This is a genomic window from Sorangium sp. So ce1504 (assembly GCF_051521635.1).
Classification (GTDB): domain Bacteria; phylum Myxococcota_A; class Polyangia; order Polyangiales; family Polyangiaceae; genus Sorangium; species Sorangium cellulosum_B.
The window spans coordinates 1,006,053-1,032,978 of record NZ_CP150365.1 but is presented as its reverse complement, the minus strand read 5'-3'; the positions used below and the strand labels follow the sequence as shown (position 1 = coordinate 1,032,978).

The 26,926-nt window shown below is 72.5% G+C and carries 21 protein-coding genes; 9 read left to right on the top strand and 12 right to left on the bottom strand.

The features are described from left to right. Position 1 precedes the first annotated feature (1 nt). Positions 2-1,855: a DEAD/DEAH box helicase gene (locus tag WMF39_RS03855; RefSeq protein WP_437744192.1), complete on the top strand. Its 1,854-nt coding sequence runs from the start codon at positions 2-4 to the stop codon at positions 1,853-1,855. 95 nt (positions 1,856-1,950) lie between these two features. Here WMF39_RS03855 and WMF39_RS03850 read toward each other — a convergent pair whose 3' ends face one another. The 5 genes from WMF39_RS03850 to WMF39_RS03830 all read right to left on the bottom strand — a co-directional run bounded on the left by WMF39_RS03850 (position 1,951) and on the right by WMF39_RS03830 (position 4,558). Further along, positions 1,951-2,178 (bottom strand): DUF5615 family PIN-like protein, encoded by a 228-nt coding sequence (locus WMF39_RS03850; protein ID WP_437744191.1) that lies wholly within the window; start codon positions 2,176-2,178, stop codon positions 1,951-1,953. Further along, positions 2,175-2,411, bottom strand: a complete 237-nt coding sequence (locus tag WMF39_RS03845) for a DUF433 domain-containing protein (RefSeq protein WP_437744190.1) — start codon at positions 2,409-2,411, stop codon at positions 2,175-2,177. The genes WMF39_RS03850 and WMF39_RS03845 overlap by 4 nt, the downstream gene beginning before the upstream one ends. Positions 2,412-2,626: 215 nt before the next feature. After that, the gene (locus tag WMF39_RS03840) at positions 2,627-2,869 is read right to left on the bottom strand and encodes an anti-sigma factor family protein (RefSeq protein WP_437744189.1); all 243 of its coding nucleotides are present in this window, start codon (positions 2,867-2,869) and stop codon (positions 2,627-2,629) included. A gap of 6 nt (positions 2,870-2,875) precedes the next feature. Then, the gene (locus tag WMF39_RS03835; protein ID WP_437744188.1) at positions 2,876-3,616 is read right to left on the bottom strand and encodes an RNA polymerase sigma factor; all 741 of its coding nucleotides are present in this window, start codon (positions 3,614-3,616) and stop codon (positions 2,876-2,878) included. Between the two features lie 90 nt (positions 3,617-3,706). Next, positions 3,707-4,558: an alpha/beta fold hydrolase gene (locus WMF39_RS03830; RefSeq protein WP_437744187.1), complete on the bottom strand. Its 852-nt coding sequence runs from the start codon at positions 4,556-4,558 to the stop codon at positions 3,707-3,709. Between the two features lie 304 nt (positions 4,559-4,862). Here WMF39_RS03830 and bioA point away from each other — a divergent pair, with 304 nt between their 5' ends. Together bioA and WMF39_RS03820 are read left to right on the top strand one after the other, a co-directional pair. Next, positions 4,863-6,146: an adenosylmethionine--8-amino-7-oxononanoate transaminase gene (gene bioA / locus WMF39_RS03825; RefSeq protein ID WP_437744186.1), complete on the top strand. Its 1,284-nt coding sequence runs from the start codon at positions 4,863-4,865 to the stop codon at positions 6,144-6,146. Positions 6,147-6,261: 115 nt separating this feature from the next. Next, the gene (locus WMF39_RS03820; RefSeq protein ID WP_437744185.1) at positions 6,262-7,107 is read left to right on the top strand and encodes a GFA family protein; all 846 of its coding nucleotides are present in this window, start codon (positions 6,262-6,264) and stop codon (positions 7,105-7,107) included. Between the two features lie 79 nt (positions 7,108-7,186). On the opposite strand, the gene WMF39_RS03815 is transcribed toward WMF39_RS03820, so the two are convergent. From WMF39_RS03815 to WMF39_RS03805, 3 genes are read right to left on the bottom strand one after another with little or no spacing between them, the layout of a single operon-like run. Next, positions 7,187-7,612: an STAS/SEC14 domain-containing protein gene (locus tag WMF39_RS03815; protein ID WP_437744184.1), complete on the bottom strand. Its 426-nt coding sequence runs from the start codon at positions 7,610-7,612 to the stop codon at positions 7,187-7,189. Positions 7,613-7,622: 10 nt separating this feature from the next. Beyond that, complete coding sequence (locus WMF39_RS03810) at positions 7,623-8,459, bottom strand: acyl-CoA desaturase (protein ID WP_437744183.1); 837 nt, start codon at positions 8,457-8,459, stop codon at positions 7,623-7,625. 19 nt (positions 8,460-8,478) lie between these two features. Next, entirely contained in the window at positions 8,479-9,972 is a 1,494-nt protein-coding gene (locus WMF39_RS03805; RefSeq protein WP_437744182.1) for a B12-binding domain-containing radical SAM protein, read from the bottom strand. Between the two features lie 532 nt (positions 9,973-10,504). On the opposite strand from WMF39_RS03805, the gene WMF39_RS03800 reads away from it, so the two are divergent. After that, complete coding sequence (locus WMF39_RS03800) at positions 10,505-13,942, top strand: DNRLRE domain-containing protein (protein WP_437744181.1); 3,438 nt, start codon at positions 10,505-10,507, stop codon at positions 13,940-13,942. 50 nt (positions 13,943-13,992) lie between these two features. Here the strand turns inward: WMF39_RS03800 and WMF39_RS03795 are convergent, their stop codons facing one another. Continuing rightward, a complete protein-coding gene (locus WMF39_RS03795) occupies positions 13,993-14,907 on the bottom strand; it encodes a LysR family transcriptional regulator (RefSeq protein ID WP_437744180.1) in 915 nt (304 codons plus the stop codon). Positions 14,908-15,000: 93 nt separating this feature from the next. Here WMF39_RS03795 and WMF39_RS03790 point away from each other — a divergent pair, with 93 nt between their 5' ends. Further along, positions 15,001-15,873 carry an oxidoreductase gene (locus WMF39_RS03790; RefSeq protein ID WP_437744179.1) on the top strand — a complete coding sequence of 291 codons (873 nt, stop codon included), beginning with the start codon at positions 15,001-15,003 and terminating at the stop codon, positions 15,871-15,873. 64 nt (positions 15,874-15,937) lie between these two features. Here WMF39_RS03790 and WMF39_RS03785 read toward each other — a convergent pair whose 3' ends face one another. After that, positions 15,938-16,405 carry a hypothetical protein gene (locus WMF39_RS03785; RefSeq protein ID WP_437744178.1) on the bottom strand — a complete coding sequence of 156 codons (468 nt, stop codon included), beginning with the start codon at positions 16,403-16,405 and terminating at the stop codon, positions 15,938-15,940. Between the two features lie 73 nt (positions 16,406-16,478). Between WMF39_RS03785 and WMF39_RS03780 the strand changes: the two genes are divergently transcribed. Together WMF39_RS03780 and WMF39_RS03775 are read left to right on the top strand one after the other, a co-directional pair. Next, positions 16,479-20,477, top strand: coding sequence for a protein kinase domain-containing protein (locus WMF39_RS03780; RefSeq protein ID WP_437744177.1), 3,999 nt, complete (start codon positions 16,479-16,481; stop codon positions 20,475-20,477). Between the two features lie 29 nt (positions 20,478-20,506). After that, a complete protein-coding gene (locus WMF39_RS03775) occupies positions 20,507-21,940 on the top strand; it encodes a sigma 54-interacting transcriptional regulator (RefSeq protein ID WP_437744176.1) in 1,434 nt (477 codons plus the stop codon). A gap of 22 nt (positions 21,941-21,962) precedes the next feature. Here the strand turns inward: WMF39_RS03775 and WMF39_RS03770 are convergent, their stop codons facing one another. Beyond that, a complete protein-coding gene (locus WMF39_RS03770) occupies positions 21,963-22,262 on the bottom strand; it encodes a hypothetical protein (protein ID WP_437715603.1) in 300 nt (99 codons plus the stop codon). A 590-nt stretch (positions 22,263-22,852) separates the two neighbouring features. Between WMF39_RS03770 and WMF39_RS03765 the strand changes: the two genes are divergently transcribed. Next, positions 22,853-23,419: a hypothetical protein gene (locus WMF39_RS03765; RefSeq protein WP_437744175.1), complete on the top strand. Its 567-nt coding sequence runs from the start codon at positions 22,853-22,855 to the stop codon at positions 23,417-23,419. Between the two features lie 116 nt (positions 23,420-23,535). Then, the gene (locus tag WMF39_RS03760; protein ID WP_437744174.1) at positions 23,536-24,192 is read left to right on the top strand and encodes a hypothetical protein; all 657 of its coding nucleotides are present in this window, start codon (positions 23,536-23,538) and stop codon (positions 24,190-24,192) included. Positions 24,193-24,283: 91 nt separating this feature from the next. Here WMF39_RS03760 and WMF39_RS03755 read toward each other — a convergent pair whose 3' ends face one another. Then, entirely contained in the window at positions 24,284-26,869 is a 2,586-nt protein-coding gene (locus tag WMF39_RS03755; RefSeq protein WP_437744173.1) for an SUMF1/EgtB/PvdO family nonheme iron enzyme, read from the bottom strand. Between the last annotated feature and the right edge of the window lie 57 nt (positions 26,870-26,926).

Here is a 26,926-nt window from a genome sequence, read left to right as displayed (position 1 = left end):
TGTGGAGACGACCACCTCGTCCGCCAGCTTCGCCGCGCTCGGCATCGCACCTGCCCTCCTCGGCGTGCTCGCCGAGCTCGGTTACGAGGAGCCCACGCCGATCCAGCGCGAGGCGATCCCGCACCTCCTGACCGGGCGCGACCTGCTGGGGCAGGCCGCCACCGGGACCGGGAAGACGGCCGCGTTCGCGCTGCCGCTGCTCCAGCGCCTCCAGATCGGCGGCGAGCCGCCCGGCCCCCCCCAGGCGCTCGTGCTCGTGCCGACCCGCGAGCTGGCGATGCAGGTGGCCGAGGCGATGCACCGCTACGGCCGCCGGCTCGGCGTGCAGGTGCTGTCCGTGTACGGCGGCCAGCCCTTCGGGCAGCAGCTGCGCGCGCTCCGCCGCGGGGTCCACGTCATCGTGGCCACGCCGGGCCGGACGCTCGACCACATCGGGCGCGGCACGCTCGCGCTCGACGGCATCCGCACCGTCGTGCTCGACGAGGCCGACGAGATGCTCGACATGGGCTTCGCCGAGGCGCTGGAGGAGATCCTCTCGGCCACACCGGCGGCGCGGCAGACCGTGCTCTTCTCCGCGACGCTGCCCCCGCGGATCGCCGCGATCGCCGGCCGGCACCTGCGCGAGCCGGTGCGGGTCAAGATCGCGGGCGAGAAGGCGGCCCCCGGCGAGCTCCCCCGCGTCCGCCAGACGGCGTACATCGTGCCGCGGGCGCACAAGTCCGCCGCGCTGACCCGGGTGCTCGACATGGAGGATCCGTCGTCGGCCATCCTCTTCTGCCGCACCCGCAACGAGGTCGACGAGCTGACCGAGGCGCTGCGCGCCCGCGGCTACGAGGCCCAGGCGCTCCACGGCGGGTTCTCGCAGGAGCACCGCGATCGCGTGATGGCCCGCTTCCGCGCCGGCACGGCCGAGCTGCTCGTCGCCACCGACGTCGCGGCGCGGGGGCTCGACATCGAGCATGTCTCGCACGTCATCAACTACGACGTCCCCTGCGCCCCCGAGGTGTACGTCCACCGCATCGGCCGCACGGGGCGCGCCGGCCGCGAGGGCGCGGCGATCACGCTGGTCGAGCCGCGCGAGCACTACCTGATCCGCAACGTCGAGCGGCTCACCGGGCAGCGCATCGAGGCCGCCACCCTCCCGACCGTGGCCGACCTGCGCGCGCGGCGCCTGGAGCTGACGCGCGCCTCGCTGCGGGAGGCGCTCATCGAGGGCGGCGCCGAGCGGTTCCGGGTCGTGGTCGAGGGGCTCGCCGACGAGTTCGACGTGATGGACATCGCGGCGGCGGCGGTGAAGCTCGCCCACGACGCGACGGAGGGGGAGCGGGAGGACGACGAGGCGGAGATCCCGTCGTTCCGGCCACCTCCGCGCGGGCCGGACCGCGCCCGCGACGACCGCGCGCCGCGCGGGCCCGCGGGGCCGCGCGGGCGCCCGGGCGAGGCGCAGGCGCGACCGCGGCGCGAGGGGCGGGAGACCGACGGCAACATCGCCCGGCTCTACATCAGCGCGGGGCGCGCCGCGGGCATCCGGCCGGCCGATCTGGTCGGCGCCATCGCGAACGAGGCGTCGCTGAGCTCCCGCGACATCGGCGCCATCGAGATCGCCGACGGCTTCTCCACGGTGGAGGTCCCGGCCGACGCGGCCGACGCCGTCATCGAGGCGCTGCGCGCCACACGGCTGAAGGGCCGCAAGGTCCAGGTCCGCCGGGACCAGCACGACGTCCCAGGCGACGCCCGGAGCGGCGCGGCCGAGGCACGGGCGCGGGGCAGCTCGGCCGAGGCACGAAGCGGCGCGGCTGAGGCACGGGATGGCGCTGCGGGTATGGCGCCCCCGCGCCGGCGTCCACGGGCCTGAGATCCACGACAGCCAGCGCCGGCGTCTGCTCCGCTGGAGAGCCGGAGAAGCGGATGTTCATCACGACAGGCAAAGGCGCGCCGGCGGCTCTTGGGTCAGACCAGGATCCCTCGTGGACCGCTGGCGCCGGTTGTAGCGAGGATGATGCTGAAATCGAGGTCGTGCGTGAAGACGATGTACCCGCCCTGGCGTGCCCAGGCCATCAGCTCTCGATCCTGTGCTCGAGGGTCGCCGACTGCAGACCAGTGAACGGCCTCTATCCCTTCGCCCTTCAGGAACGGTGCCCAGGTCGGCGAGAGGTTCATGTCCACCAGAACTTTCATGAGGCCTTCAGCGGGAGCTCAACCTCCTCGACACGCCATGCCGCATAAGAGAGCGCCGCCATCACGTCGTCCCTCTCGAGGTAGGGATAGAGCTCGAGCACCTCCTCGACCGGGTGCCCCGCAGCCAGCAGTCCCAGGATGGTGCCCACCGTCACCCTCATCCCTCGGATGCAGGGCCGGCCCCCCATCACGGCGGGGTCGTGCGTGATCCGCTCCAGCAGCTCCGTCGGCATGCTGGCGAGGCTACCTCATCGTCGGCTCCTCCGCTCCCGTCAGTTGCTTTCTCGGCGAATGCGCGACCGCACCGGCGGGCGGCACGGCCGGCGCCCAAGCTGCCGCGGCCGGTCGCGGTGGCAGTAGCGGCGCGTTCCATGATCACAGCAGCGCGGGCATGGCGCCTCCGCGGCGCTGCCCTCGGGCCTGAGCGCCGCCGCCCGAGGCGTCAGGCTCAGTCGGCGGTGGTCTTCCGCCGCTGGAACTGGGCGAACAGCGCGGCGCGGACGTCGTCGTGCGGCGGCTCGCCCGGGAGCCCCTGGAGCGCGTCGATCGTCAGATCCATCTGCTTCAGGTAGGTGCGGCACCTGTCGCACCACGCGAGGTGCCGCGCGCAGCCCTCCTCCTGCTCGGAGGACAGCTTTCCCTCGCTCCTGTCGGTGATCATCTCGGTCAGCTGACAGCACGTGACGATCATGCGCGCTCACCCCCTCGTCATGTAGCGCTCGAGCGCGGCTCTGAGCTTCGATCGGCCACGGTGCAAGAGGACCCGCTGGTTCGCCTCGCCGATACCCAGGATCTCGCAGACCTCGTCGGACGGACACCCCTCCACGTCGCGCAAGAGGACCACCGCGCGCTGTCCAGGCGCCAGCGTCTCGAGCTCTCGCTGCAGCACGGCGCCTATCTCCTTGCGCAGCAAGAGCACCTCCGGGCTCTGCTCCGTCCACGGAACAGGCGGAGTCGCCCAGTCGCCGATGCTGTCGAATCGGGCCGGATCGACCGCCGGCTCGCCGCCGTGATCCCCGTCCTCCACCCAGGAGACAGGGACCATGCGCTTCTCCCGGGTGCCCCACGTCCTGGCGCGGTTCGTCAGGATCCTGAACACCCATGTCTTCAGCGCGGAGCGCCCCTCGAAGCGCACGAGCCCATCGAAGACCGCCGCCCAGGTCTCCTGGACGACCTCTTGGGCGCCCGCGGGGCCGACGACCGCCCGGGCGAGCCGGAGCATGGGTGTGTGGAGCTGGGTCACGAGCTGCTCGAAGGCCTGCTCGTCGCCCGCGAGCAGCCGGCGGACGAGCGCGATGTCGTCCGCCGACGCCGCGCAAGCGGGCGCAGCCGCGTTGCCCGGCGCGGCGGGCGTGAGGAGCGGGCCTACCTCGGCCGATGCGCGCTGCGCCGTTGCGGCCTGTTTGCCGTCGGCGGCGGCCGAGGGGTCATGGGACACGCGGAGCAGGGTATCACGCCGTCGAGCCCCGCATCAATCGACGCGGCCCCGGGGCGGCGCGCCCCGCGGAGGACGGCGGCCGCCGCCCGGTCACAGTGACGTCAACGCGTCCGCGACCTCCTTCGGCTTCGTCACGAAGGGGGCGTGGCCTGCGTCGATCGAGATGACCCGCTCGCAGGGCAAGGCCGTGTACTGCTGCTTCTGCTCTGCAGGGCTGATGGCGAGATCCTTGAGCGCCTCGATGTAGACCCGGGGGACCCTCCCCCACCTCTCCTCCGTGACATGGATCGGCTCGTCGAACGGCTTCGCGGGCTCCTCGCGCAGGTGGCTCTCGAGACGCGCGACATCGTCCGGAGAGCAATCCTGGCAGAAGGCGTTCGCGGCCCACCCCTCCTTGAAGGTCAGCGTCGTGCCGTCCTCCGAAGGGGCCGCGTACGCCTTGATCGCGGCCCCTTCATCATCGGCCCACTCCTGGCTCAGCGACTGGCCATCTTTGAGCAGGAAGGCGGTCAGGTAGACGAGCGTCTTCACCTTGTCGGGCCGCTGCTCGGCGGCCTGGCTCACCACGGTGCCGCCCATGCTGTGGCCGACGAGGATCACGGGGCGCGAGGCGCTGTCGATGGCCTCCACCACGGCGTCGGTATAGGCCTGCAGGCCGGCGTCCGCGACGGGCGTCTTGTCGTCGCCGTGAGCGGGGAGATCGAGGGCGATCACCTCGTTGCCGCCGGCCTCGAGGAGCGGCACCACCTTGTCCCATGCCCATGCGCCCACGAAGGCGCCGTGGACGAGGACATACGTGTTCTTGTCCGAGCCCTGGGAGCCGCCGCCCCCCGTGCCCCCGTCCGTGTCGCTGCCGCCGCAGCCGGGCAGCGCGGACGACATGAGCGCAGCGGCCGAGATCATGGTGCCAGACCGCAGGACCTTGCGAAGCAGACCGTTCATGGATGTCTCCTCATCGTCGCGAGGCTCTCCTCGAGCGCGACGTCATCGGTATTTCGACGAGCGATGGATGCGCGCGCCCCTGCGCCCGGGCGTGTCCCCGGCGCCGCGACGGCTATCCCGCTACCTGCACAGTCTCGGAGGGGGCCCGAACGTTACAGCCTGATCAAGGAATCGTCCGGAGGGGGCCGGGGCCGCGTCCCGCCAGCGGGACGGCGCCGGGCGCGGAGGCCGCCGGCGCGCCCGGCGGACCTGGTGGCGATGGGCGTTCTGGGCTAGACGCGTCGCCATGCCATCGGAGAGCGCCATGCCTGGCCGAGACGATCTCGTCGCGCGCGACCGCCGCTGCGTGATGCACCCTTACGCCGCGCCCATCTCGAGCGCGCCGCTCTTCGCGGTCGAGCGCGCCGAGGGCGTCCGCCTCACGCTGACCGACGGCCGCGAGCTCATCGACGGCATGTCCTCCTGGTGGGCCGCCATCCACGGCTACGGGCACCCGGCGCTGACGGCGGCGATCAGCGCCCAGCTCGGGCGGATGAGCCACGTGATGTTCGGGGGCCTCACCCATGCGCCGGCGGTCGAGCTGTGCGAGGCGCTGGTGGCGCTCACGCCCGAGCCGTTGACGCGCGTCTTCCTCGCCGACTCCGGATCCGTGTCGGTCGAGGTGGCCATCAAGCTCGCTCTCCAGTTCTTCATCGCGCGGGGGCAGCCCGAGAAGCGCCGCCTGATCAGCGCGCTCGGCGGCTACCACGGCGACACGTTCGGCGCGATGGCGGTCACCGATCCGGTCAATGGCATGCACCACCTCTTCCGCGGCGCGCTCGTGCAGCACCTGTTCGCGGAAGCGCCCGGGCCGGCGTTCGACGCGCCCTGGTCGCCGGACGCCCTGAGCAGCATGGCCGCGCTGCTCGAGCGGCACGCGCACGAGGTCGCCGCCGTGATCCTCGAGCCGATCGCGCAGAACGCCGGCGGGATGCGCTTCTACCACCCGCAGTACCTGCGCGAGCTGCGCGCGCTCTGCGACCGCCACGGCGTGCTGCTCATCTTCGACGAGATCGCGACCAACTTCGGCCGCACCGGGGAGCTGTTCGCGTGCCAGCACGCGGGCGTCGCGCCGGACATCATGTGCCTCGGCAAGGCCCTCACCGGCGGCACGATGACCCTGGCCGCCACGCTCTGCACGGAGCGCGTGGCCGCGACGATCGCCGGCAACGAGCCGCGCGTGTTCATGCACGGCCCGACGTACATGGGCAATCCGCTCGCCTGCAGCGCGGCGCTGGCCAGCGTCCGGCTCCTGCTGGGCTCGCCGTGGCGCGCGCGCGTCTCGGCCATCGAGGCGCAGCTCCGCCGCGAGCTCGCCCCTTGCCGCGCGCTCGACGCGGTGGCCGACGTGCGCGTGCTCGGCGCCATCGGCGTGGTCGAGCTCAAGCAGCCCGTCGACACGGCCCGCGTGCAGCCGGCGTTCGTGGAGCGCGGCGTCTGGTTACGGCCTTTCGGGAAGCTGGTCTATACCATGCCGCCTTACATCATCGAGCCAGCCGACCTATCGCGTATCAGCGAGGCGATCGTGGGCGTGCTGTCGGGGATCTGAGCCGCGGGACAGCGCGCCTCGGGTGAAGGGCGCCCTTGAATCGAACCTGAACGCCCGCCTGGACACCCGGCCGTGCTAGCGTACGCGCGCAAGCCATCCCACGGGAGATACGAACATGACCAAGGGCGCATGTCTTTGCGGAACGGTCCGCTTCGAGATCGACGGTCCGTTCCAGACCATGCTGAACTGTCACTGCTCGATGTGCCGCAAGTTCAACGGCACGGCGTTCACCACGGCCGTCGTCGCGCCGCTGCCCGGCTTTCGCTGGCTCGCCGGCGAGGACGCCATCCGCCCGTCCTGCGCGAGCGATCGCCGCTCCTTCTGCGCCACCTGCGGCTCGGCCACGCCGATGCTCCGCCCCGAGAGGCAGCTCGCCGTGCTCCATGCCGGCAACCTGGAGGGCGATCTCGGGATCGAGCCGAAGTTCCACCAGTTCGTCGGCTCCAAGGCGCCCTGGTACACGATCACGGATTCCCTGCCGCAGTTCGAGGAATGGCGGCCCGAGATGCAGGCGCCGGTCGTCTCGCGCCCCGTGGCCCCGCCGAAAGAGGGCGTCACCCAGGGGAGCTGCCTGTGCGGCGACGTGGCCTTCGAGTTCGACGGCGCGCCCCTCCGCATGGTGAGCTGCCACTGCAAGCGCTGTCGCCTCGGGCGCAGCGCCGCGCACGCGACCAACGTCTTCGTCGCCCTGGACAGCTTCCGCTGGATCTACGGTGACGCGCAGATCGCGAGTTACAAGGTGCCCGACGCGCGGTTCTTCACCGTCGCGTTCTGCAAGCGCTGTGGCGGCGCAGCCCCGCGCCAGTCACCCGAGCGCGGCTTCGCCGTGGTGCCCGCGGGTACGCTCGACACCGATCCCGGCATCCGCCCCGCAGCCCACATCTTCGTCGACTCCAAGGCGAGCTGGTTCCCTATCACGGACGACCTGCCGCGGTTCGCCGAGTACCCGCCCCAGGCCTGACGCCGCGATCAGGCGATCTGCCACGGCACGGTCACCGTGCGAGCTGTCCTGAAGCGCCCCCGTGCGCACGCGCGGTCACTCAGGTACCCGGGCGCCGCGCGGCCCGGAGCGCGTCTCGCCGAGCAAGCAGCCACGTGTGCGCCTCGCCCTCCGTGTCGAAGAACTGCTGCGGGTAGTGCCGTCCCGTGAGCATCTGCACGCCCTTCGCGAGGAGGGTCATGACGACGCGCAGGGAAAAGCTCGCTCCGATGATCGCGACCGCATCGACGCGCGCTCCCCGCATCTCTTCCGTCACCGCCTTACGCACCGGCGCCGAAACAGGGCCCATGTGACGCACGTCGGCGAGCACCAGGACGTCGCAGCCGCTCTCCGCCACGCGCCGGATCACGCCGAGGACAGCGCGCGCTCGGTCTTCCGTGACCTCGCCGTGGATCGCCACCCGCACGATGCCGTCGGGCTCGTCACGAACGTCGGGGCTCGCGTCGTTGGGGCCGAGATCGCTCATGCCAACCATGCTAGCGCCTCGACCGCGCGGCGGGGTGCGTGCTCTCACGGCCCGCCGGGCTCGACTGGATGTCCGAGGCGAGCCCGACCGCCGCGAGCGCGCGGATGAACAGGAAGGCGAGGTCGTGCTGCCCCGGCGCCATCGCTTGCCGGGCGGCGCGGGGGAAGGCGTGGTGGTTGTTGTGCCAGCCCTCGCCGAAGGTCAGGACCGCCACCCAGCCCACGTTGCGGCTCCCGTCGCGGGTATCGAACGCGCGGCTGCCGAAGCGGGCCGCGTGGCAGGCGGAGTTCACCAGGTAGGTCGCGTGCATCCAGCACACGAGCGGCACGAAGAACACGAAGGGCACCGCGGCCCAGCCGAGGGCGAGACCCGCGAGCAGCAACGCCGCGGCCTGCGGGGCGAAGCGCCAGCGGAGCAGCCACTGGTAGTAGGGATCGCCGACCAGATCGCGGCAGTATTTCTCCGGATCGCGGGGGTCGGTCGAGCCATCGTCGAGGATCCACCCGAGGTGGGCGTACCAGAGGCCGCGGCGCGGCGAGTGGACGTCGCCTTCGCGATCGGTGTGGGCGTGGTGCCGCCGGTGCGTGGCCACCCACGCGATGGGGCTGCCCTGGCCGCTGATCATCGCCACCGACACGAGCGCATACTCGACCCATTTCGGGCAGCGGAACGCGCGGTGCGAGAGCAGCCGGTGCAGGCCGATCACGGTGGAGAGCTGGAGCGCCGCGTAGAGCGCGGCGGCGACGACAACGAAGCTCGCCCGGATCGGCAGGAACAGCCCGAGGATGGCGGCGACGTGCACCAGGGCGAAGTAGGCGATCGCGACGAGGCGTGTGCGGCCCTTCATGGCGGATCCCCTCATGGCCTCACGCGGCCGCGCTGGAGCGGCCCGCCCGGCGGGGCCGGATCCGCGCGAGGCCGCGCGGATCCGCTCTGCAGGACGACGCCTCGATGCGCTGCGGCTCGAGGCCGACCTCCCGCATCTTTTCCGCGTCCCAGGCCTCGATGGGGTCGCGCCCGGCGATGTAGCTGCGTGATCGGTTGGCGAGCGGCGCGCGCAGGCTCATCACCTCGGGCGCCGACATGACGACGCACGCCTTGTAACGGGGCAGATCGCTCGTCATCAGCCGATTCCACACGTGGCGGCCCACGTTGTGAAGGCTCCCCAGCGCGCGGCACAGGCGCTGGAAATGGTCGATCACCTCCGAGGGGTGCAGCCGGGGCGGGCGGTGGCAGAGGGTGTATCCATCGAGGTCCCGGCTGATCACCCCGGGAAGGAGCCGGCCCTCGGCCGCCACCTGCGCGAAGAAGGGCGTCTCCGGGTACGGGCAGACGATCCCCAGGAAGGTGGGGCAGTGATCGCCGAGATCATGGAGGTACTCGGGCACCCGCTCGAGGTAGTCGTTGGTGTCCCCGTCCGCGCCCACGAGGAGCCCGAAGGAGAGGACGATCCCGCTCGCGAAGGCCCGCTGGATGACCTCCCGGACCTCGCTCAGCTTGTTCTGGCCCTTGTTCATCGAGCTGATCGACTCGGGGTTCAGCGACTCGAGCCCTGTGTAGACGTAGCGGCACCCTGCCCGCCCCATGAGGCGCACCAGCTCCGGGTCGCGCAGCACGTTGAACGTGAGCGCGCAGCCCCAGATCTTCTTGAGGGGCATCAGCGCCTCGCAGAGCTCGCGCAGGTAGCGGGGCGAGCCCCCCAGGTTGTTGTCGAGGAAGCTGAACACGTTGTTGGTCACCCCGGGAATGCGCTGGTTGAAGATCATCCTGTCGCGGATGTCCCGGATCACGTGGTCGATGGGGCGATAGCGATACTGTTCGTGCCCGGTCAGAACGCAGAAGTTGCAGGAGAAGGGGCAGCCGCGCGACGCCTCGATGCCGGGCAGGCGGACGAGGTTGTTCCGGTAATCGACAAGGTCGTAGCGGTAGGTGGGGATCTGCTCCGGGGGCACCGGCGGGAGCGCATAGACGGGCTGGAGCTCGCCCCGCTGGAAATCGGCGATGAGGGCCGGGAGGTTGGCCTCCGGGTCCTCCGCGACCACGGCGTCGAAGTACTGCAGCGCGTCCGCGCGGAAATGGCTCGCGTGGCGCCCGCCTGCCACGGTGGTCATGCCTTGCCGTCGAAACAGCGTGGAGAGGACCTTGGTGTGCTCGTAATAGGCGTGCAGGTACGAGAAGAACACCAGGTCCCAGTGGCGATCGAGCGGGATGTCCGTTTCCTTCTCGTTGTAGAGCTCGATCTCGGCGTCAGGCGGGCACAGGGCCGCGAGCAGCTCGGGCACGGACGACTGCATGATCGAGCGCTCCTTGCGGAGCAGACGGCTCGGGTGCGTATAGGTCGAGATGATCGCGATGCGCATCGAGGACACTCCTGTTCAGTTCAGGACGTATCACACCCTCGAGGCAAGCAGGACGGAGACAGACGAGGGGGCAAGCTGGAGGACAACGAATGCGCCATGGGGTGGGCAGGGGTCAGCTCAGGGAGCACTCCACGCGACATGAGGACACAGGAGCCACCTCGGCCGGGTCGACGGCGCCACCCCCGCCGTCCCAACCTCGGCGAACGCGACAGCGAACCGCACGAGGATGTGTCGTCTCTGTTGCGATTCCCCGACAAACTTATCCTCGAATCGAAACATCTCCTCGCGCAGCATCCCGGTCTCCGGGGGTCGGCCGGACTGGCCAGTTGCGATTTCATGGAGACGTGACATTCACAATGCACGTTCCGGCGTAGCGTGAGAGTGGCCGCTGCTGTCTGCTTCGGCCATTTCTTGCAATCGTCTTCGAAGGCCAACAGGTGTCATGGTGCTAAAGTCATCCTTGTTCCCGCGCGCCCTCTCGCGCGCGGGGTATTCTCTTCTTCGGCGTGACCGCGTTCGATGGACGGCGGCCATGGCGCTCGCGACCGCCTGGGGCTGCGGCGGCTCGCCGGAGCCCGGCGATCTCGGGACCGCCGAGCTCGCCGCCTCCCTCCCGAGCGGGCGCGTGGTCATCAGCCAGGTGTACGGCGGCGGGGGCAACGCTGGGGCCGTCTACACGCACGACTTCGTCGAGCTGTTCAATCGGTCGAACAGCCCGGTGTCGCTCGCGGGGTGGTCCATCCAGTACGCGAGCGCCAGCGGCACGGGCGCCCTCGGGGCCACGACGACGCAGCTCACGGAGCTGCCCGCGATCACCCTGCAGCCCGGCCAGTACTTCCTCGTCCAGCAGGCCGGGGGCTCTGGCAGCGGCGCGCCGCTCCCCGCCGCCGACCTCGTCGATGCGACCCCCATCAACATGAGCGGCTCGGCCGGCAAGGTCGCCCTCGTCCGGCAGGCCACGGGCCTCGGCTGCAACGGCGGCACCGCGCCCTGCTCGGCGGCCCAGGAGGCGCTGATCGAGGATCTGGTCGGCTTCGGCGGGGCGAGCTACTTCGAGGGCGCCGCGCCGGCGCCGGCGACCGCCAACGCGACGGCGTCGCTCCGGCAGGGCGCTGGCTGCCAGGACACGGGCAGCAACGTCGACGACCTCTCGACCGGGACGCCTACCCCCCGCAACACCTCGACCGCCGCGCTCGAATGCGGCGGCGACACCCCGCCGGCGGTGACCTCGACGGCGCCCGGCGACGGCGCCACGGGCGCCGACCCGACCGCGAGCCTGAGCGTGACGTTCAGCGAGGCGGTGGCCGTCGCGGATGCCTTCGAGCTCTCCTGCGGGGGCAGCGCGCGCCCGTTCGTGGCCAGCGGCGGCCCCCTCGCCTTCACGCTCACGCCGGCCGAGCCGCTCCCCCCGAGCGCCGCGTGCCTCCTCGTCGTGCGGGCGAGCGGCGTGCAGGAGCAGGACCCGGGGAGCAACGGGACGATCGACCCCTTGCCCGCCGACGTGTCGGTCTCGTTCACCACGGCGCAGCCGGCGCAGGCGCTCGCGATCCACGACATCCAGGGGCGCGCGCACCTCTCGCCGCGTTCGGGCGCGGTCGTGAAGACGACGGGCCTCGTGGCGACCCTGCGCAGCAACGGCTTCACCGTGGAGTCGACGGCGCCGGACGGCGATCCGGCCACCTCCGAGGGGCTGCTCGTCTTCACCGGCGCTGCGCCGTCGGTGAGGGTCGGCGACCTTGTCGAGCTCACCGGCGAGATCACGGAGTACCGCGCCGGCTGCGCGGACCCGTGCACGCCCTCCCGCGGCAGCGCGTACCACAACCTGACGGTCACCGAGCTCGCCCGCCCGCAGATCACCGTCCTCTCGAGCGGCCATGCGCTGCCGGCCCCGGTCTCGATCGGCTTCGCGCCCGGCGCGCGCCGCCCCCCGACGCAGATCATCGAGGACGACGCCAGCGGCAGCGTCGAGGCCGTGAACGGCTTCGACCCCGAGTCCGACGGCATCGATTTCTGGGAGAGCCTCGAGGGCATGCGGGTGAGCGTCAACGCCCCGGCCGTCGTGGGCCCCACCCGCGAGTTCCCGAGCTCCGGGACCGCGGAGATCGCGCTGGTCCCGGGCGACCGCGACGCGGCCACGGGCGACGCGGCCGGCCTGCGCAGCGCGCGCGGGGCCGTCGTCGTCAGCCCCGGCGACTTCAACCCGGAGCGGATCCTGCTCCAGATCCCCCTGCGCGCCTCGCCGCCCGCGCTGGACGTGGGCGCCACGTTCGCCGGGCCCATCGTGGGCACGGTCGACTACAACTTCGCCAACTACAAGCTCCTGCCGGTCGACGAGGCGCTCCCCGCGGCGACCTCGACGCTCTCGCGCGAGGTCACGTCGCTCGGACCGCGGACCGCCGACGACCTCGACGTGGCCGCGTTCAACGTCGAGAACCTCGATCCGGGCGATCCGCAGGACAAGTTCGATCGCCTCGCGCGGATCCTCGTCGAGAACCTCGGCAGCCCCGACCTCGTCGCGCTCGAAGAGGTCCAGGACAACAGCGGCCCGACCAACAATGGAGTGGTGGACGCCTCGACCACGTTCGCGCGGCTCATCGCCGCGATCGCGGCCGTGCCGGGCGGGCCCAGCACCTATCAATTCCGCAGCATCGATCCGACCGACGGCACCGACGGCGGGGAGCCCGGCGGCAACATCCGCGTGGGCTTCCTGTTCCGGACCGACCGCGGGCTCGCGTTCGTCGATCGCCCGGGCGCCGGCGCCCTGACGCCGAACGAGGTGCTCGGCGGCGCGGGCGGCGTGTCGCTGCGCTACAGCCCCGGCCGCATCGACCCGGGCAATCCGGCCTTCGCCAGCAGCCGCAAGCCGCTGGCAGGCGAGTTCCGCTGGAACGGACAGCCGCTGTTCGTGGTGGCCAACCACTGGAACTCCAAGGGCGGTGACGAGCCGCTCTACGGGCGCTTCCAGCCCCCGACCCTCTCGAGCGAGGTCCAGCGGCGACAGCAGGCCACCGTGGTGGCCGGCTTCGTGCGGCAGATCCTCGACAGCGATCCTTCCGCCAACGTCGTGGTCCTGGGCGACCTGAACGACTTCCAGTTCTCGGCGCCGCTCGGGATCCTCAAGGACGCCGGGCTGACGACGCTCATCGAGACGCTCCCGCCGGAGGAGCGCTACACGTACGTGTTCGACGGCAATGGCCAGTCGCTCGACCACGTGCTGGTCAGCGCCAACCTGGCCGGGCCGAAGCTCATGGGCTTCGACGTCGTCCATGTCAATGCGGAGTTCGCCGACCAGGCCAGCGACCATGACCCCGGCGTCGCGCGCTTCCGCGTCGCGCCCGCGCCGGACATGGATGGCGACGGCGTGCCCGACGCGAGCGACAACTGCCCGGCCGAGCCCAACGCCTCCCAGGTGGACTCGGACGGCGACGGCCTCGGCAACACCTGCGACCTCGAGTGCGTCAGCGTGCGGCGCGGCGCTTTCGGCGGCGTGCAGGACTCCTTCGTCGAGGGCCCCACGACGGGCTGGGCGTACGGCGCGTATCCCTACCTCATCACCAGCGCGAGCGCGGTCCAGCCGGCGACGGCGGTCCTCGCCTACGATCTGTCGTTCATCCCGGAGGGCTCCAGCGTGACCTCGGCGACGCTATCGCTGTCTTATGCCTGGAAGCCCGCGGGCAGCGTCGTGACCATGCACCGCGTGAACGGCGCCTGGGAGGAATCGACGCTCCATGGGGGCGGGTTCAGCGGGTACAGCCCGGCGGTCGAGGCCTCCCTCGCCACGCTGGCGCAGACCGACGCGTTCGTCACCGCCGATCTGACGTCCCTCGTGCAGGGCTGGGTCGATGGCGCGCAGCCGAACCACGGTGTCGCGCTTGTCGACGCGAACAACAGGACCGACTTCCGCGCGAGCGAGTATCCCGACGCCGCGCGCAGGCCGAGGCTCGACGTCTGCTATCACGCGGGCGAGTGATCCGCCGGATCGACAGCGCCTGTCCGCCCCATCGCTCTCGGTGACATCCCTCAACCGCCGCGCCGCCCGCGGCTCCCGCGCCTGCGCAGGAAGTCGATGAACGCCGAGAGCTTGGGCGGCACGTGCGCCCGGCTCGGGTAGTAAAGGAAGTACCCCGGGAAGGGCGGACAGAAGCCCTCGAGGACGCGGGCGAGGCGCTTGCCGTGGAGCTCGTCCCGCACCGTCGCCTCCAGGACGTAGGCGAGCCCGATGCCGTCGACCGCGGCGCGGACCATGAGATCGGGATCGTTGCACACGAGAGGACCGCTCACCGCGATGTCGAAGTCCTTCCCGTTCTCGGTGAACTCCCACCTGTAGACGTTCTGGCTCGTGATCTGCCGGTAGTTGATGCACGCGTGCGCGTGCAGGTCGCGCGGGTGCTTTGGCTTCGCGCGCGCTGAAAGATACGCCGGCGACCCCACGACGGCGATGCGCTGGTCCTCGCTGATACGGACCGCGATCATCTCGCTGTCGAGCGTCTCGCCGAGGCGGATGCCCGCGTCGAACCCTTGCGCGACGATATCCGCGAGCCCGTCCTCGATCGCCACGTCGACGCGGATCTCCGGGTAGGCCGCGACGAACGCCGCGAGCACCGGCTCGATCACCTGCCGGCACGCGATCCTCGGGACGTTCAGCCGCAGCGTCCCGGCGGGCCTTTCGCGCAGCTCGTCGAGCGCCTCGAACGAGGCGCGGACCTCGGCGAGCGCGGGCCGGAGCCGCTCGAGGAAGCGGGCGCCGGCCTCGGTCAGGCCCACGCTGCGCGTCGTGCGCTGGAGGAGCCGCACGCCGAGCCGCCGCTCGAGCCCGGTGATCGTCTGGCTCACCGCCGAGGGCGTCACGCGCAGCTCCGCCGCCGCTCGGGTGAAGCTCCGCTTCTCGGCCACGACGAGGAGCACCGACAGGCCCGCCAGGTCGTCCTGGATCATGAAGCGCAGCTTAACATCCCGTGCAGATTCACCCCGTTCTTCGGCGCAGCGCCGCGGCGTAGGCTCCCCGTCGAAGGCAGAGGAGAGAGACCCATGAGCACTGCAAACAGCGGATCCAGGATCTGGTTCATCACCGGCGCGTCCTCGGGCTTCGGCCGCGCGATCGCCGAGGAGGCGCTCCGGCGTGGCGACTCGGTCGTGGCGGCGGCGCGCGGCGAGGGCGCGCTCGCGGGCCTCGCGGCCGAGGCGCCAGGGCGCGTCGAGGTCGTGAAGCTGGACGTCACGAAGCCGGACGACATCCGCAGCGGCGTCGCGGCGGCGCTCGCGCGCTTTGGCCGGATCGACGTGCTCGTGAACAACGCGGGCTACAGCCTGGTCGGCGCGGTCGAGGAGACCAGCGAGGAGGAGCTCCGCGCCGCGATGGAGGCGATGTTCTTCGGCGCCGTGGCGCTCACCCGCGAGGTGCTGCCGCACATGCGCGGCCGCGAGAGCGGCGCGATCGTCCAGATCACGAGCATGGGCGGCCTCACGACGGGGCCCGGCTTCGGCGCCTACTGCGCCGCGAAGCACGCGCTCGAGGGGCTCTCGGAGTGCATGGCCGCCGAGCTCGCGCCGCTCGGCGTCCGCGTCCTCATCGTCGAGCCGGGCGCGTTCCGCACGCGCCTCTTCGGGGGCGCCTTCCGGTCGATGCCGGCGCTCGACGCCTACGCGCCCACCGTCGGCGCGACGCGCGCGTACGCGGCCGGGTCCGACGGATCGCAGCCGGGCGATCCAGCGAAGGCGGCGCGCGCGATCGTCGATGCGATCGGCCTCGACCCGATGCCGCTCCGCCTGCCGCTCGGCGCCGACGCGGTGAGCGGCATCCGCGCGAAGCTCGCCCGCGTCGCGGCCGACGTCGACCGCACCGAGGCGATCGCGCTCGACACCACGGTGGACGCCGCGGCGGGCAGCGCGGAAACTTCCTAGCCACCGCAATCATCTCCGGCTCTCGGCGCTCGGTTGTTCGCGCAATGGCAACGAGGCCAGCGCGTCACTTCGCGCCGGCGCGCCGGAGCACCTCGGCGCGCTCGGCGTCGGTCGGCTCGCGCTGGCAGTCCTTCCCGGCGCTCTGCAGGACATCGAGCTGGCGGACGAGATCCTGGGGATCCACGCTCAGGCAACCTTCCTCGAACTCGGAGCACTCGGCGACCGAGAGCGCGGTCCCCGCGACATAGCGGCAATCGGGATCCCCGGGGGGGTACCTCAGGAAGGCGGAGGCGTTCGTGAGGAGACACGCCGCGTCCGACGGCGTATTCGCCTTCTTGCAGCGCGCGGCGGCGATGCGCGCCATCCGGTCCAGCTCGGCCGCCGGATACATGGGTATCCGGGGGCGGGCGGGCTCGGCGCTCGAGGCGCCCGCGGCCCGCGGGCCCGCGGCGGGCTGCGGCGCTCCGGAGCACGCGCCCGCGAGGAGCGCGCATGCGCCGGCGAGGACGAGCAACAACCCCCCAGGCATCATCACGCGAGACGTATCATATCCGCCTCATCACCCGCAATCGAGCCGCCCCGGACCGGAGGCTCGCTGGCCCGACGTGGATCGGGTCGCCGCCCTTGCGGCGGCGGCGAGCGAGGAGGCAAGCTCCTCCTCGATGCTCCCGGACAGCGTGATCGACGGCCGCTTCGAGGTGAACGCGCTGGCCGGCGCCGGAGGGATGGGGACGGTCTACCGGGCCCGCGACCGGGCGAGCGGCGCGACCGTGGCGCTCAAGCTGCTGCGCGAGGCCGACGCGCACTCGGCGGCGCGCTTCGTCCACGAGGCGCACATGCTCTCGGGCCTCGAGCACCCGCACATCGTGCGCTACGTGACCCACGGGACGGCGCCGTCGGGTCAGCCGTACCTCGTGATGGAGTGGCTCGCGGGGGAGACGCTCTCGGAGCGCCTTCTGCGCGGAGCGCTGCGCCTCGAGGAGGCGCTCGCCGTCGTGCGCGCCGCGGCCGGAGCGCTCGGGACGGCGCACGCGCGCGGGATCGTCCACCGCGACGTCAAGCCGAGCAACCTGTTCCTCGTGGATGGCTCGATCGAGCGCGTGAAGGTGCTCGATTTCGGGATCGCGCGCCTGCACGCGGCGGCGACGCGGCTGACGCAGACGGGCAACGTGCTCGGCACGCCCGGGTACATGGCGCCGGAGCAGGCGCGGGGGGACCACGCGCTGCTCGACGCGCGCGCCGACGTCTTCTCGCTCGGCTGCGTGCTGTTCGAGTGCCTGACCGGGCTGCCGGCGTTCCACGGGCAGCACGTGATGGCGCTGCTCGCCAAGCTGCTGATGGAGGAGCCGCCGCGCCTGCGGGAGCTGCGGCCCGAGATGCCCGCGGAGCTCGATCACCTGGTGGCGCGGATGCTGGCCAAGGAGCCGGCCGCGCGGCCGGGCGAGGGCGCCGCGGTGGCGCAGCTCCTCGACGGGATCAGGGACGCGAGCGGCGGCGCGACCCCGGCGGATCGGAGCGTCGCGCCGATCACCGGGGACGAGAAGCGGCTGATCTCGATCGTGGCGATCCAGCCGGTCCGCGAGCGGCCGAGCCCCTTGCAGGAGACCGTGCCGCTCAGCGCGGTGTCCCTCGACGCGCTCGCGCAGGTGCGGTGCGTCGCGGCCCCGCTGGGCGCGCGGGTGGAGCAGCTCTGCGACGGGACGGTGGTGGCGACGGTGACCGGCGCGGGCAGCGCGACCGACGCGGCCTCGCTCGCGGCCCGCTGCGCGCTGCGGATCCACGCGACCCTGCCGACGGGCGCGTGGAACGTCGCGCTGGTGACGGGCCGGGCCGAGGACACGGGGCGCATACCGCTCGGCGAGGTGCTGGAGCGGGCGGCCTCGCTGTTCGAGGCGCCCTCGCGGGCCGGCCGCGCGGACGGGCGCGAGGAGCGCCACGAGGGCGTCCAGATCGACGCGATCACGATGGCGTTGCTCGACATGCGCTTCGACGTTCTGGAGCAAGGGGGAGCGCTCTGGCTGCTGGCGGAGCGCGAGGTCGGCGAGGCGGCGCGCAAGCTGCTCGGCAGGCCGAGCCCCTACGTGGGCCGCGACCGCGAGCTGCGCGGCCTCCTCCAGACCGTCGAGGGGAGCTTCGAGGATCGGCAGGCCGCGGTGGCGCTGGTGACTGCGGCGGCGGGGATGGGCAAGTCGCGCCTGCGCCACGAGCTCTTGGAGCTGCTGAAGCGGCGCTACCCTGCCATGGACCTCGGCGTGGGCCGCGGCGACTCCATCGGCGCGGGCTCGGCGTTCGCGATGCTGGCCGGGGCGCTGCGCAACGCGCTCGGGATCGCGGCGGGCGAGGCCGCCCCGGCGCGCCGCGAGAAGCTCGAGCGAGCCGCGTGCCGCCTCCTCGCCGAGGCCGATCGCCCGCGGGTGGCGGCGTTCCTCGGAGAGCTGATCGGCGCGCCGTTCCCGGACGATGACCGGCCGCTCCTGCGAGCGGCGCGTCAGAGCCCGGCGCTCATGGCGGAGCGCGTCGAGCAGGCGTACCTCGATCATGCGCGCGCGGTGACGGACGCGCAGCCCATGCTGGTGGTGCTGGAAGACCTGCACTGGGGGGACGCACCCTCGGTGCGGATCTTCGATCGGGCGCTGCGTGAGCTCTGCGATCGGCCGTTCGTGGTCGTCGCCTTCGCGCGGCCCGAGGTCCACGACCTCTTCCCCCGGCTCTGGGTGGAGCGGGGGCGCTCGGAGATCCAGCTGCGCCCCCTGCCCGCCCGGGCCGCCGAGCTGCTCGTGCGGAGCGCGCTCGGCGAGGCGATCGACGCGCAGACCGCCGCCACCATCGTGGCGCAGGCCGACGGGAACGCGTTCTACCTCGAGGAGCTGATCCGGGCGGTCGCCGAGGGGCGGGGCGGCGCGCTGCCGGAGACGGTGCTGGGGATGGTGGAGGCGCGGCTCGCGGCGCTGGGGTCGGAGGAGCGGCGGCTGCTCCGGGCCGCGAGCGTCTTTGGCGAGGTGTGCTGGACCTGGGGCGTGCGCGCGCTCTCGGGCTCCCCGGCGCCCGGCGCGCGGGAGAACGACGCCTGGGCCGAGCTCTTCGAGCGCGAGATCCTCGAGCGCCGTCGGACGCCGTGCTTCGCGGGCCAGGAGGAGATCGCGTTCCGGCACGCGCTCCTGCGGGAGGGCGCCTACGCCATGCTCACCGACCGCGACAGGCGCGTCGGGCACAGGCTCGCGGGGGAATGGCTCCTCCAGGCGGGCAAGCAGGATCCGATGGTGCTGGCCGAGCATTTCGAGCGCGGCGGGGAGACGGCGCGGGCGGCGGGGTTCTACCTGCAGGCGGCCGACAAGGCGCGGCTCGCGGCCGATGTGCCGGCGGTGCTCGCGCGCGCCCGGCGGGGTATCGCCTGCGAGCCCGCGGGGGAGGTGCTGGCCGAGCTCCATATCCTGCTGTCGGAGCTGCTGTTCCACCTCGACGACCTGGCGCAGTCCTGCGCGCACGCGCTCGCTGCGCTGGAGAGCTTGTCGCCAGGCAGCGAGCACCACGGGAGGGCCCTGGCGATCGCGCTCCTCGGCGCGGTCTACGCGGGTGACCGGCAGGCCGCCCGCGACCTGATCCAGCGCGCGCCCCCCGCGGATCTCCCCGTCGATCCCCGGCTGGTGCTGGTCACCTGGACCCCCATCACCTTCCACGCCGTGCTCTGGGAGGGGATGCCCGACCTGGCGCGGCGCTACCTGCACAGGATCGAGCAGGACGTCGCGCCGATCGCGGGGGATGATCACATCGCCTGGGCCGCGATCGACATGGTGCGGGCGTGGTGGTGCGCCCACGCCGAGCGAGATGCATGGGGAGCGCTCCAGCGGTGCCGCACCGCGAAGGAGCACATCGAGGCCCTCGGCGATCGCTTCCACATCATGATGGTGCGGCTGTATGCGGCCCAGAACGAGCTGAGGCTCGGCGCTTTCGAGCTCGCCGAGCAGGCCTTCGACGCGCTGCTCGCGGTGGAGCACGCGCCGGCCTACGTCGCGCTGACGGCGCTCTCGTTCCGGATCATGGGGCTGCTGGAGCAGCGGCGGGTCACGGAAGCGCAGGAGCAGGCCGGCACGATGCTCCGCAGAGCCTCGGCCTCCAGCGGGTTCTCTTACACGACGCAGGCGCGCCTGCTCCTCTCGGAATGCCGCCTCGAGCGAGGGGATCTCGCCGGGGCGGAGGAGGAGGTGCGCGCCGTCGGGGATGCCGCCAGGCTGGTGCCCTTCTTTCAGTCCGTGCGCCTCTCGCTGCTCGCCGAGATCCGGCTCCGGCAGGGGCGGGCGGCGGAGGCCGCCGCGCTGGCCCGCGAGGCGTTCGCCCTGGAGCGGTCGACCGCGTGTCTCTTCGTGCTGCGGCAGGAGGTGGTCCCCGCGCTGCTGGCCGAGGCGCTCCACGAGAGCGGCGAGGTCGAGGCGGCCCGTGAGGTCCTCCGCGAGGCGCGCGCCGAGCTGCTCGCCCGCGCCGACAAGATCGCGGATCCCGCCTACCGGCGGAGTTTTCTGGAGGACATCAACGCGCACGTACGCACGCTGGCGCTCGCGCGCGCGTGGCTCGAGACGCGAGCAGACGGGGGCGGCGCGACGAGGTAAAACCAGCCGCAGTGAACAGGGAGAGAACCGTGGCCGCCGCGAAGTCCACCCGGAACGATGTACAGGGCGCCCTGGAGCTCGCGGTGTTCGCCGGGGGCCGCGTGACGCGGCACCCGCTGCCTGCCGAGGGCCGGGTGTCGCTCGGCCGGTCGCCGGAGAACGACGTCCCGATCGACGACAGCTCCGTCTCGCGCCGGCACGCGATCATCCACCTCGGCCCGCCCATCGCGATCGAGGACCTCGGGAGCGCGAACGGGACCCGCCTCCGCCGCGAGCGCAGCGCCGGGCCGACGACCAAGCTCCTGGAGCTCCAGCCCGAGCAGGGCAAGACGATGGAGCTCTCGGTCGGGGACGCGGTGAACCTCGGCTCGACGCTGATCGTGATCCTGCCGCGCGAGGGCGCCGCGAGCGCGGCGCCGGGCCAGGGGCCGGGCCAGCCCATCGTGCTCGACCCGGCCATGGAGCGGCTCTACGCGCTGGCCGAGCGCGTGGCCGGCGCGCCGATCACCGTGATCTTGCTCGGCGAGACGGGCGCCGGCAAGGAGGTGCTGGCCGAGCACATCCACCGGCGCTCGCCGCGCGCGCAGGGGCCCTTCGTGCGGCTCAACTGCGCGGCGCTCTCGGAGTCGCTCCTCGAGAGCGAGCTGTTCGGCCACGAGCGGGGCGCGTTCACGAGCGCGGTCCAGGCGAAGCCGGGCCTCCTGGAGACGGCCGAGAAGGGCACGGTGCTGCTCGACGAGGTGGGCGAGCTGCCGCCCAGCATCCAGGTGAAGCTCCTGCGCGTGCTCGAGGAACGGAAGGTGATGCGCGTCGGGGGCCTGAGCCCGCGGCCCATCGACGTGCGCTTCCTCTCGGCGACGAACCGCGATCTGGCCGCCGAGGTGAAGCGGGGCGCTTTCCGGGAGGATCTGTTCTTCCGGCTGAACGGCATCGCGCTGACGATCCCGCCGCTCCGGGCGCGCATCGCCGAGATCGCGCCGCTCGCGCGCGCGATCGCCGACCGGACCGCGAGCGCCGTCGGGCGCCCGGCGCCTGCGTTCGCCCCCGAGACGCTCGCCGCGCTGGAGGCGCACCGCTGGCCCGGCAACATCCGCGAGCTGCGCAACGTCATCGAGCGCGCGGTCGTGCTCTCCGGCGGGGACACGCTGCTCCCGGAGCACCTCCTGCTCGACGCCGCCGCCGCGCTGCCGCCCTCCGAGGCGCGCCCCGCGGCGGCGCCCGCCGAGGCGCGCCCCGCGGCGGTGCCCGCCGAGGCCACCGCGCCCCCCCCGGCCGAGGGCGGGGGCGGCCTGCGGGGCGAGCTCGACGCGATCGAGCGGCGGCGGATCGTCGACGCGCTGGAGCAGTGCGCGGGGAACCAGACGCAGGCCGCGGCGCTCCTCGGCATGCCCCGCCGCACCTTCGTGGCCCGGCTGAGCGCCTACGGCATCCCGCGGCCGCGCAAGGGCAAGGCCACGCGCTGACGCGCGCCGGGGGCGCAGGGCCTCACTTCGTGCCGAGGAGCTTCAGCAGCTCTGCCCGCTCGGAGTCGGTCGGCTCGCGATTGCAGTCCTTGCCGGCGTTCTGCAGGGCCGCGAGCTGGTGGTCGAGATCCTTCGCGTCCACGCTCTGGCAGCCCTCCTCGAAATCGGAGCACTCGGCGACGGACAGCGCGGTCCCCGACACGTAACGGCAATCCGGGTCCTCGGGCCGGTATTTGAGGAATGGTGTGGCCTCGGTGAGGAGACACGCCGAGTCCGAGGACGCATTCGCCTTCTTGCAACGCGCGGACGCGACGCGGGCCACCCTGCGCAGCTCTTCCAAGGGGTAGCGGCGGCTCCGGGGACCGGCAGGGCCCGCCGCGGCGGTGTCGCCGGCCGGGGCCGCCGGCTGAGCGACGGCCACTACCGGGGCACCGCTTCCCAGGCGCTCCGGCGTCGAGGGCGAGGGCGGCGAAGAGGAGGCGCACCCACAGGCGAGAAACGCGGCAACTGTGATGAGATGAGTTCCCCCAACCTTCATGGGCGACATATATCACACCTTGTCTCGCACTTTCAATGCAGAGCTCACCCGCCGAGCGCCGACCCCACGCATCAAGTGTGAGCAAATATTTACAGCATGAACATCCTGTCGGACGGCGAGGTGAGGTCCACACTCGGGAAGGCTGATTGAGGATGCGCCGCGCGGCGCTCGCGCAAGCGCCGCTCGCGCAGGTCTTGCTCAAGTCGAGCGAGGGTGACCCGACCTGCGGCGCCGCGACGCGAGAGCGCCTCGGATCCTGCACGGATCCTCGTTTCCTCGCGGTGGCACGACGCCTGCTGAAAGGCCAACCGCCGCGCGCAGCGCCGCTATCTCGGCAGGAGAGCGCGCAGGCACACCTCGAAGGGAGCTCTATCATGATGCGTGCACTGTTCGCTTCGCTGTCCTTCTCGTTGCTCGCTGGCTGCGCCGTGACGCCCGCTGGAGAGTCGGCCGCAGAGGATCTCGCCTCGCCGGACGCGGTCGAGCAGTCGGCGGCCAGCGACGCTGTCGCCTTCTCCTCGGCGGTGACGTTTCATTCGGAGACGCCGTTCTACGTCCCGCCGCGCGTCGGTGGTGATGCCGACTTCGGCGGTCACGGGCCGCGCACCACGCTGGAAGTGGAGCTCCACGTCTTCAATGGCAACGAGGTCTGGGCGTCCGTCCATATCGACGCCATCGAGACGAAGAGCGACTGGACGCGCGCCGAGGGGACCGGCTGGTTCCACCTCTACACCGCGCCCCGCGAGATCACCGGGATCCTCGGCCCCACGTACTTCGAGCACGAGTACCTCGACACGAACCACGCCCACGACCTCTTCTCGTTCTCCACCGGCAGCCTGGTCTCGCTGCTCGACTATGTCGGCGACACGAAGGGCAACGAGGCGGGGACCAGGACCGGCGTCCAGGTCTTCTTCCAGCCGATCACCGTGGGTCTCCTGTGAACCCCCGGCGCGAGCGCGCGCCCGGCGAGGTCCGCCCCTCCAGAGGTCGCGCTCGCGCCGGACAGGCCGGCCAACATTCCGAGGTTCCACGCACGAGACGAGGAGTTCATCAAGCCATGAGCATTGGACTAAGCACGGGCGAGCTGGGTGTCACGCGGGGATACGTCTTGCCCACGGGGTCGGATCAGCCGGACCAAACGCAAATCCCCATCGACTCGAAGCTCCGCTTCATCGAGACGAGCACCGGGAACCCGCTCCTCCACTTGGCCGTGACGGGCATGACACCCCCCGGCGGGTACACCGCGAAGACCGAGTACTGGTCGAGGCTCGCCCCCATCAAGTCGAGGTTGATCACCCTGGTCTCGTTCGGGTTCACGAACCGCCCGGGAGCGCCGGATTACCCCAAGGAGTTCCGGGACTGGCTCGTCGGGGGCAGCGTCCTCGCGACGGGCCAGGAGGCGTCGGCGCAGCAGTGGACTCAGGGCATCTACCAGCCGACCTCTCCGGCCAGCGCGCTCTACTGGGCCGTCGATCCGGACGGGCCGCTCGGGCGCCGGATCGGCCTCCTCGTGGAGCTCGGCAGCGCCGGCGAGCTGCGCAACGCGATCTGGTACAAGATGGATCGGCCCCAGAACGGCCTCATCTTCCAGAGCACCCCGAGCAAGGTGAACTTCACGCAGGTGTTCGTGGGGGATACGCCGTCGATCGATCCGCGCCACATCGACCCTCAGGGCGCCTGGCACCACTACCATGGCGTGATGAGGCCCGCGTGAGCGGCCCGCGCGCTGGAGGCCTCGCCCGGGGGCGCCGCCCCAGGCGCGCCCGGGCAGGCCTCCAGCGCAGGGAGGCGGAGCGCTGCGCCGCTCACCCCGGCGCCGGGCGCGCCAGCCGGAACCCGATCCCCCCGAAGCGATCCCCGGGCTTGCCCGCGAAGCGCCCCGCCGCCCGGCAGAGGTTCGGCGACGTCGACCACGCGCCGCCCCGCGCCGCGCGGAAATCCGCGTCGCCGTCGTCCGCCGGATCGAGCAGCACGACCCCCGCTTCGGTCCGGGCCCCCTCGCGCTTCCACGCGTTGATGCACCAGTCGCGCACGTTGCCCGCCGCGCCGCGCAGGCCATAAGGGCTCTCGTCCTGCGGGAAGTCGTCGACGGGCCGCCGGCCGGCGACGCCCTCGTGGCTGCCCAGCATGCAACCCCAGGTCGGCTCCAGGAAATCACCCCAGGGCATGCACCGGCCGTCGACGCCCCGCGCCGCCTTCTCCCATTCGAGCTCGTTCAGGAGGCGCCACGGCGCGCCCGTCCCGGCGGCGTACCACGCCGCATAACGCATCGCCGCCCGCCAGTGGACGAACGCGACGGGCATCCTCGGCTCCTCCTGGACGTCGGTCTGGATGCACCCGAGCCTGAAGCGGCCGTCGTCTCCCCGCTCGAACCGGAGCGAGTCCGGGCTCGATCCCGAGGCGGCGCGGCCGAGCGAGAGGCGCGGGCAACACTCGAGGGCCTCGGCTTCCCGCCCGCTCGCGACGAGCGCGTTGAGGAAGCGGAGGTACTCGGCGTTGGTGACCGGGTGCTTCCGGACGATGAAGCCGTCACACCAGAGCCGCGTCCGCGGGAGGCTGTCCCCCGCGTCCGGATCGCCGCCGGCGAGGAACCAGCCGGCCGGCACGTAGAGGTCGTCCTCGCCGAGCTCGCCGAGGCGAAGGAGGCGCACCGGGTGGGCCCCTTCCCCGCCTGGCCGGACGCCGTCCCAGCGCCGCCCGCGCTCGATGAGCACGGGATACCACGCGTCGTGGTACCCCGGCGCGCGCAGCGTGAGGAGGTAGCTGCCGCGCGGGAGCGCCAGTTCGAGCAGGGGCGTCGGGCCGAGCTCGCGCGCGAGCTCGGGCACGAGCCTCCGGTCGCGCTCGACGTAGCGGTGGAGGGAGACCAGCGCCCCCGCGGGAACGGTCGCCAGCGTGAGCGCCCCGTCGCCGGCGAGCAGCACCGCGTGGCGCCCGCGGTCGTGCTGCCGGAGGAGCGCCTCGGCGCGCGCCGCGCCCCGCGGATCCCGCGCCTCCTCGGCCTGGGCGAGCTCCTCGGCGTAGTGATCGGCCAGCGCCTCGTGCGCCTCGCGGAGATCCGGCGCCTCGTTCAGCGCCGAGCGGAGGACCTGCATCCACTCGACCTGGCCGAGCGACGCCTCCCGCTCCAGGCGCTCCGCCTCGTCCTCGAGCCGCCACCCGCGCGCCTTCTGCTCGGCCGGATCGAACGAGCTCAGGCCGTCGAGGATCGCCCGCGCCTCGTCGCGCAGCGCCCGGGCGCGCGCCCGGGTCGCCTCGATCTCCGGCCGGATCGCGCGGGCATGATCCACGATCGCGAGCGCGCGCTCGCGCCGCCGCGCGCCGTCGAGCCAGCTCCTGACGTCGGCCGCGAGCGCGGCGGCGTCCGGGTGGCGAGCCTCCGGGGCGAGCGCCATCGCGCGGGCGCAGATCGCCGCGAGCTCCGCGGGCACCTCGTGGGGGGCGCTCGCCTCGACCGGCCTGAGCCCGCCGGTGAGGAGCGCGCCCCAGACCGCCGCGGGCTGGCCGCCGTAGGGGTGGCGCCCGGCGAGGATCTCGTAGAGCACGACGCCGAGCGCATAGACGTCGCTCGCCGCGCCGAGGCGATCGCCCTCGCCTCGCGCCTGCTCCGGGGCCATGTAGAGCAGCGTGCCCAGCACCTCGCCGGGCTGCGTGAGCGGGGCCGCCTCGATCACGTCCGCCGCGCCCGCGGCCCCGGGCGAGGCGCGCAGCGGCGCGGAGGGCCGCGCGAGGCCCCAGTCCATCACCAGGACCTCGCCGAACTCGCCGATCATCACGTTGGCGGGCTTGAGGTCGCGGTGCATCACGCCGCGGCTGTGCGCGTACGCCACGGCCTCGCAGACGCGGAGGAACGTGTCGACCGCCCGCCGCAGCGCGACGGGCGAGAGGCTCCCGCCGCCGGCCGCGTACGCCTCGGCGATCACTTCGCCGAGCGTGCGCCCGCGGACCTCCTTCATCGTGAACCACAGCCGCCCGTCGGCGAGCTCGCCGCACTCGTGCACGGGAACGATCCCGGGGTGCTGGAGCGCCGCGGTCAGGCGCGCCTCGGCGAGGAAGCGGGCGCGATCGGGCGTCGCGTCGCGCGTCTCGGCCGACTGGATCTTCATCGCGAGCACGCGCCCCAGGATGCGATCGCGCACGCGGCGCACCTCGCCCATGCCCCCGCGCCCGATGCAGCCGAGGTCCTCGTAGCGCTCCTCCGCGGACAGGCGCTCGGGGGCCGTGACGGAGATGGGCGGCAGCTCGGGCGCCGTGGCGCCCGGGGTCTCGCGCAGCCTGAACGTGACGTCCGACGCCGCGCCGGCCGGCGGCGCGCTCCCCGACTCGGCCGAGGCGGGCACGCCGCATGCGGGCTGCGTCAGCGCCATCCGCTCGCGCTCGCTGAGGCTCATGCGTCGTCCACTCCGCGGATCGCGCCGGGGAGCTCCCCAGGGCCGAGGTCCGCGCCG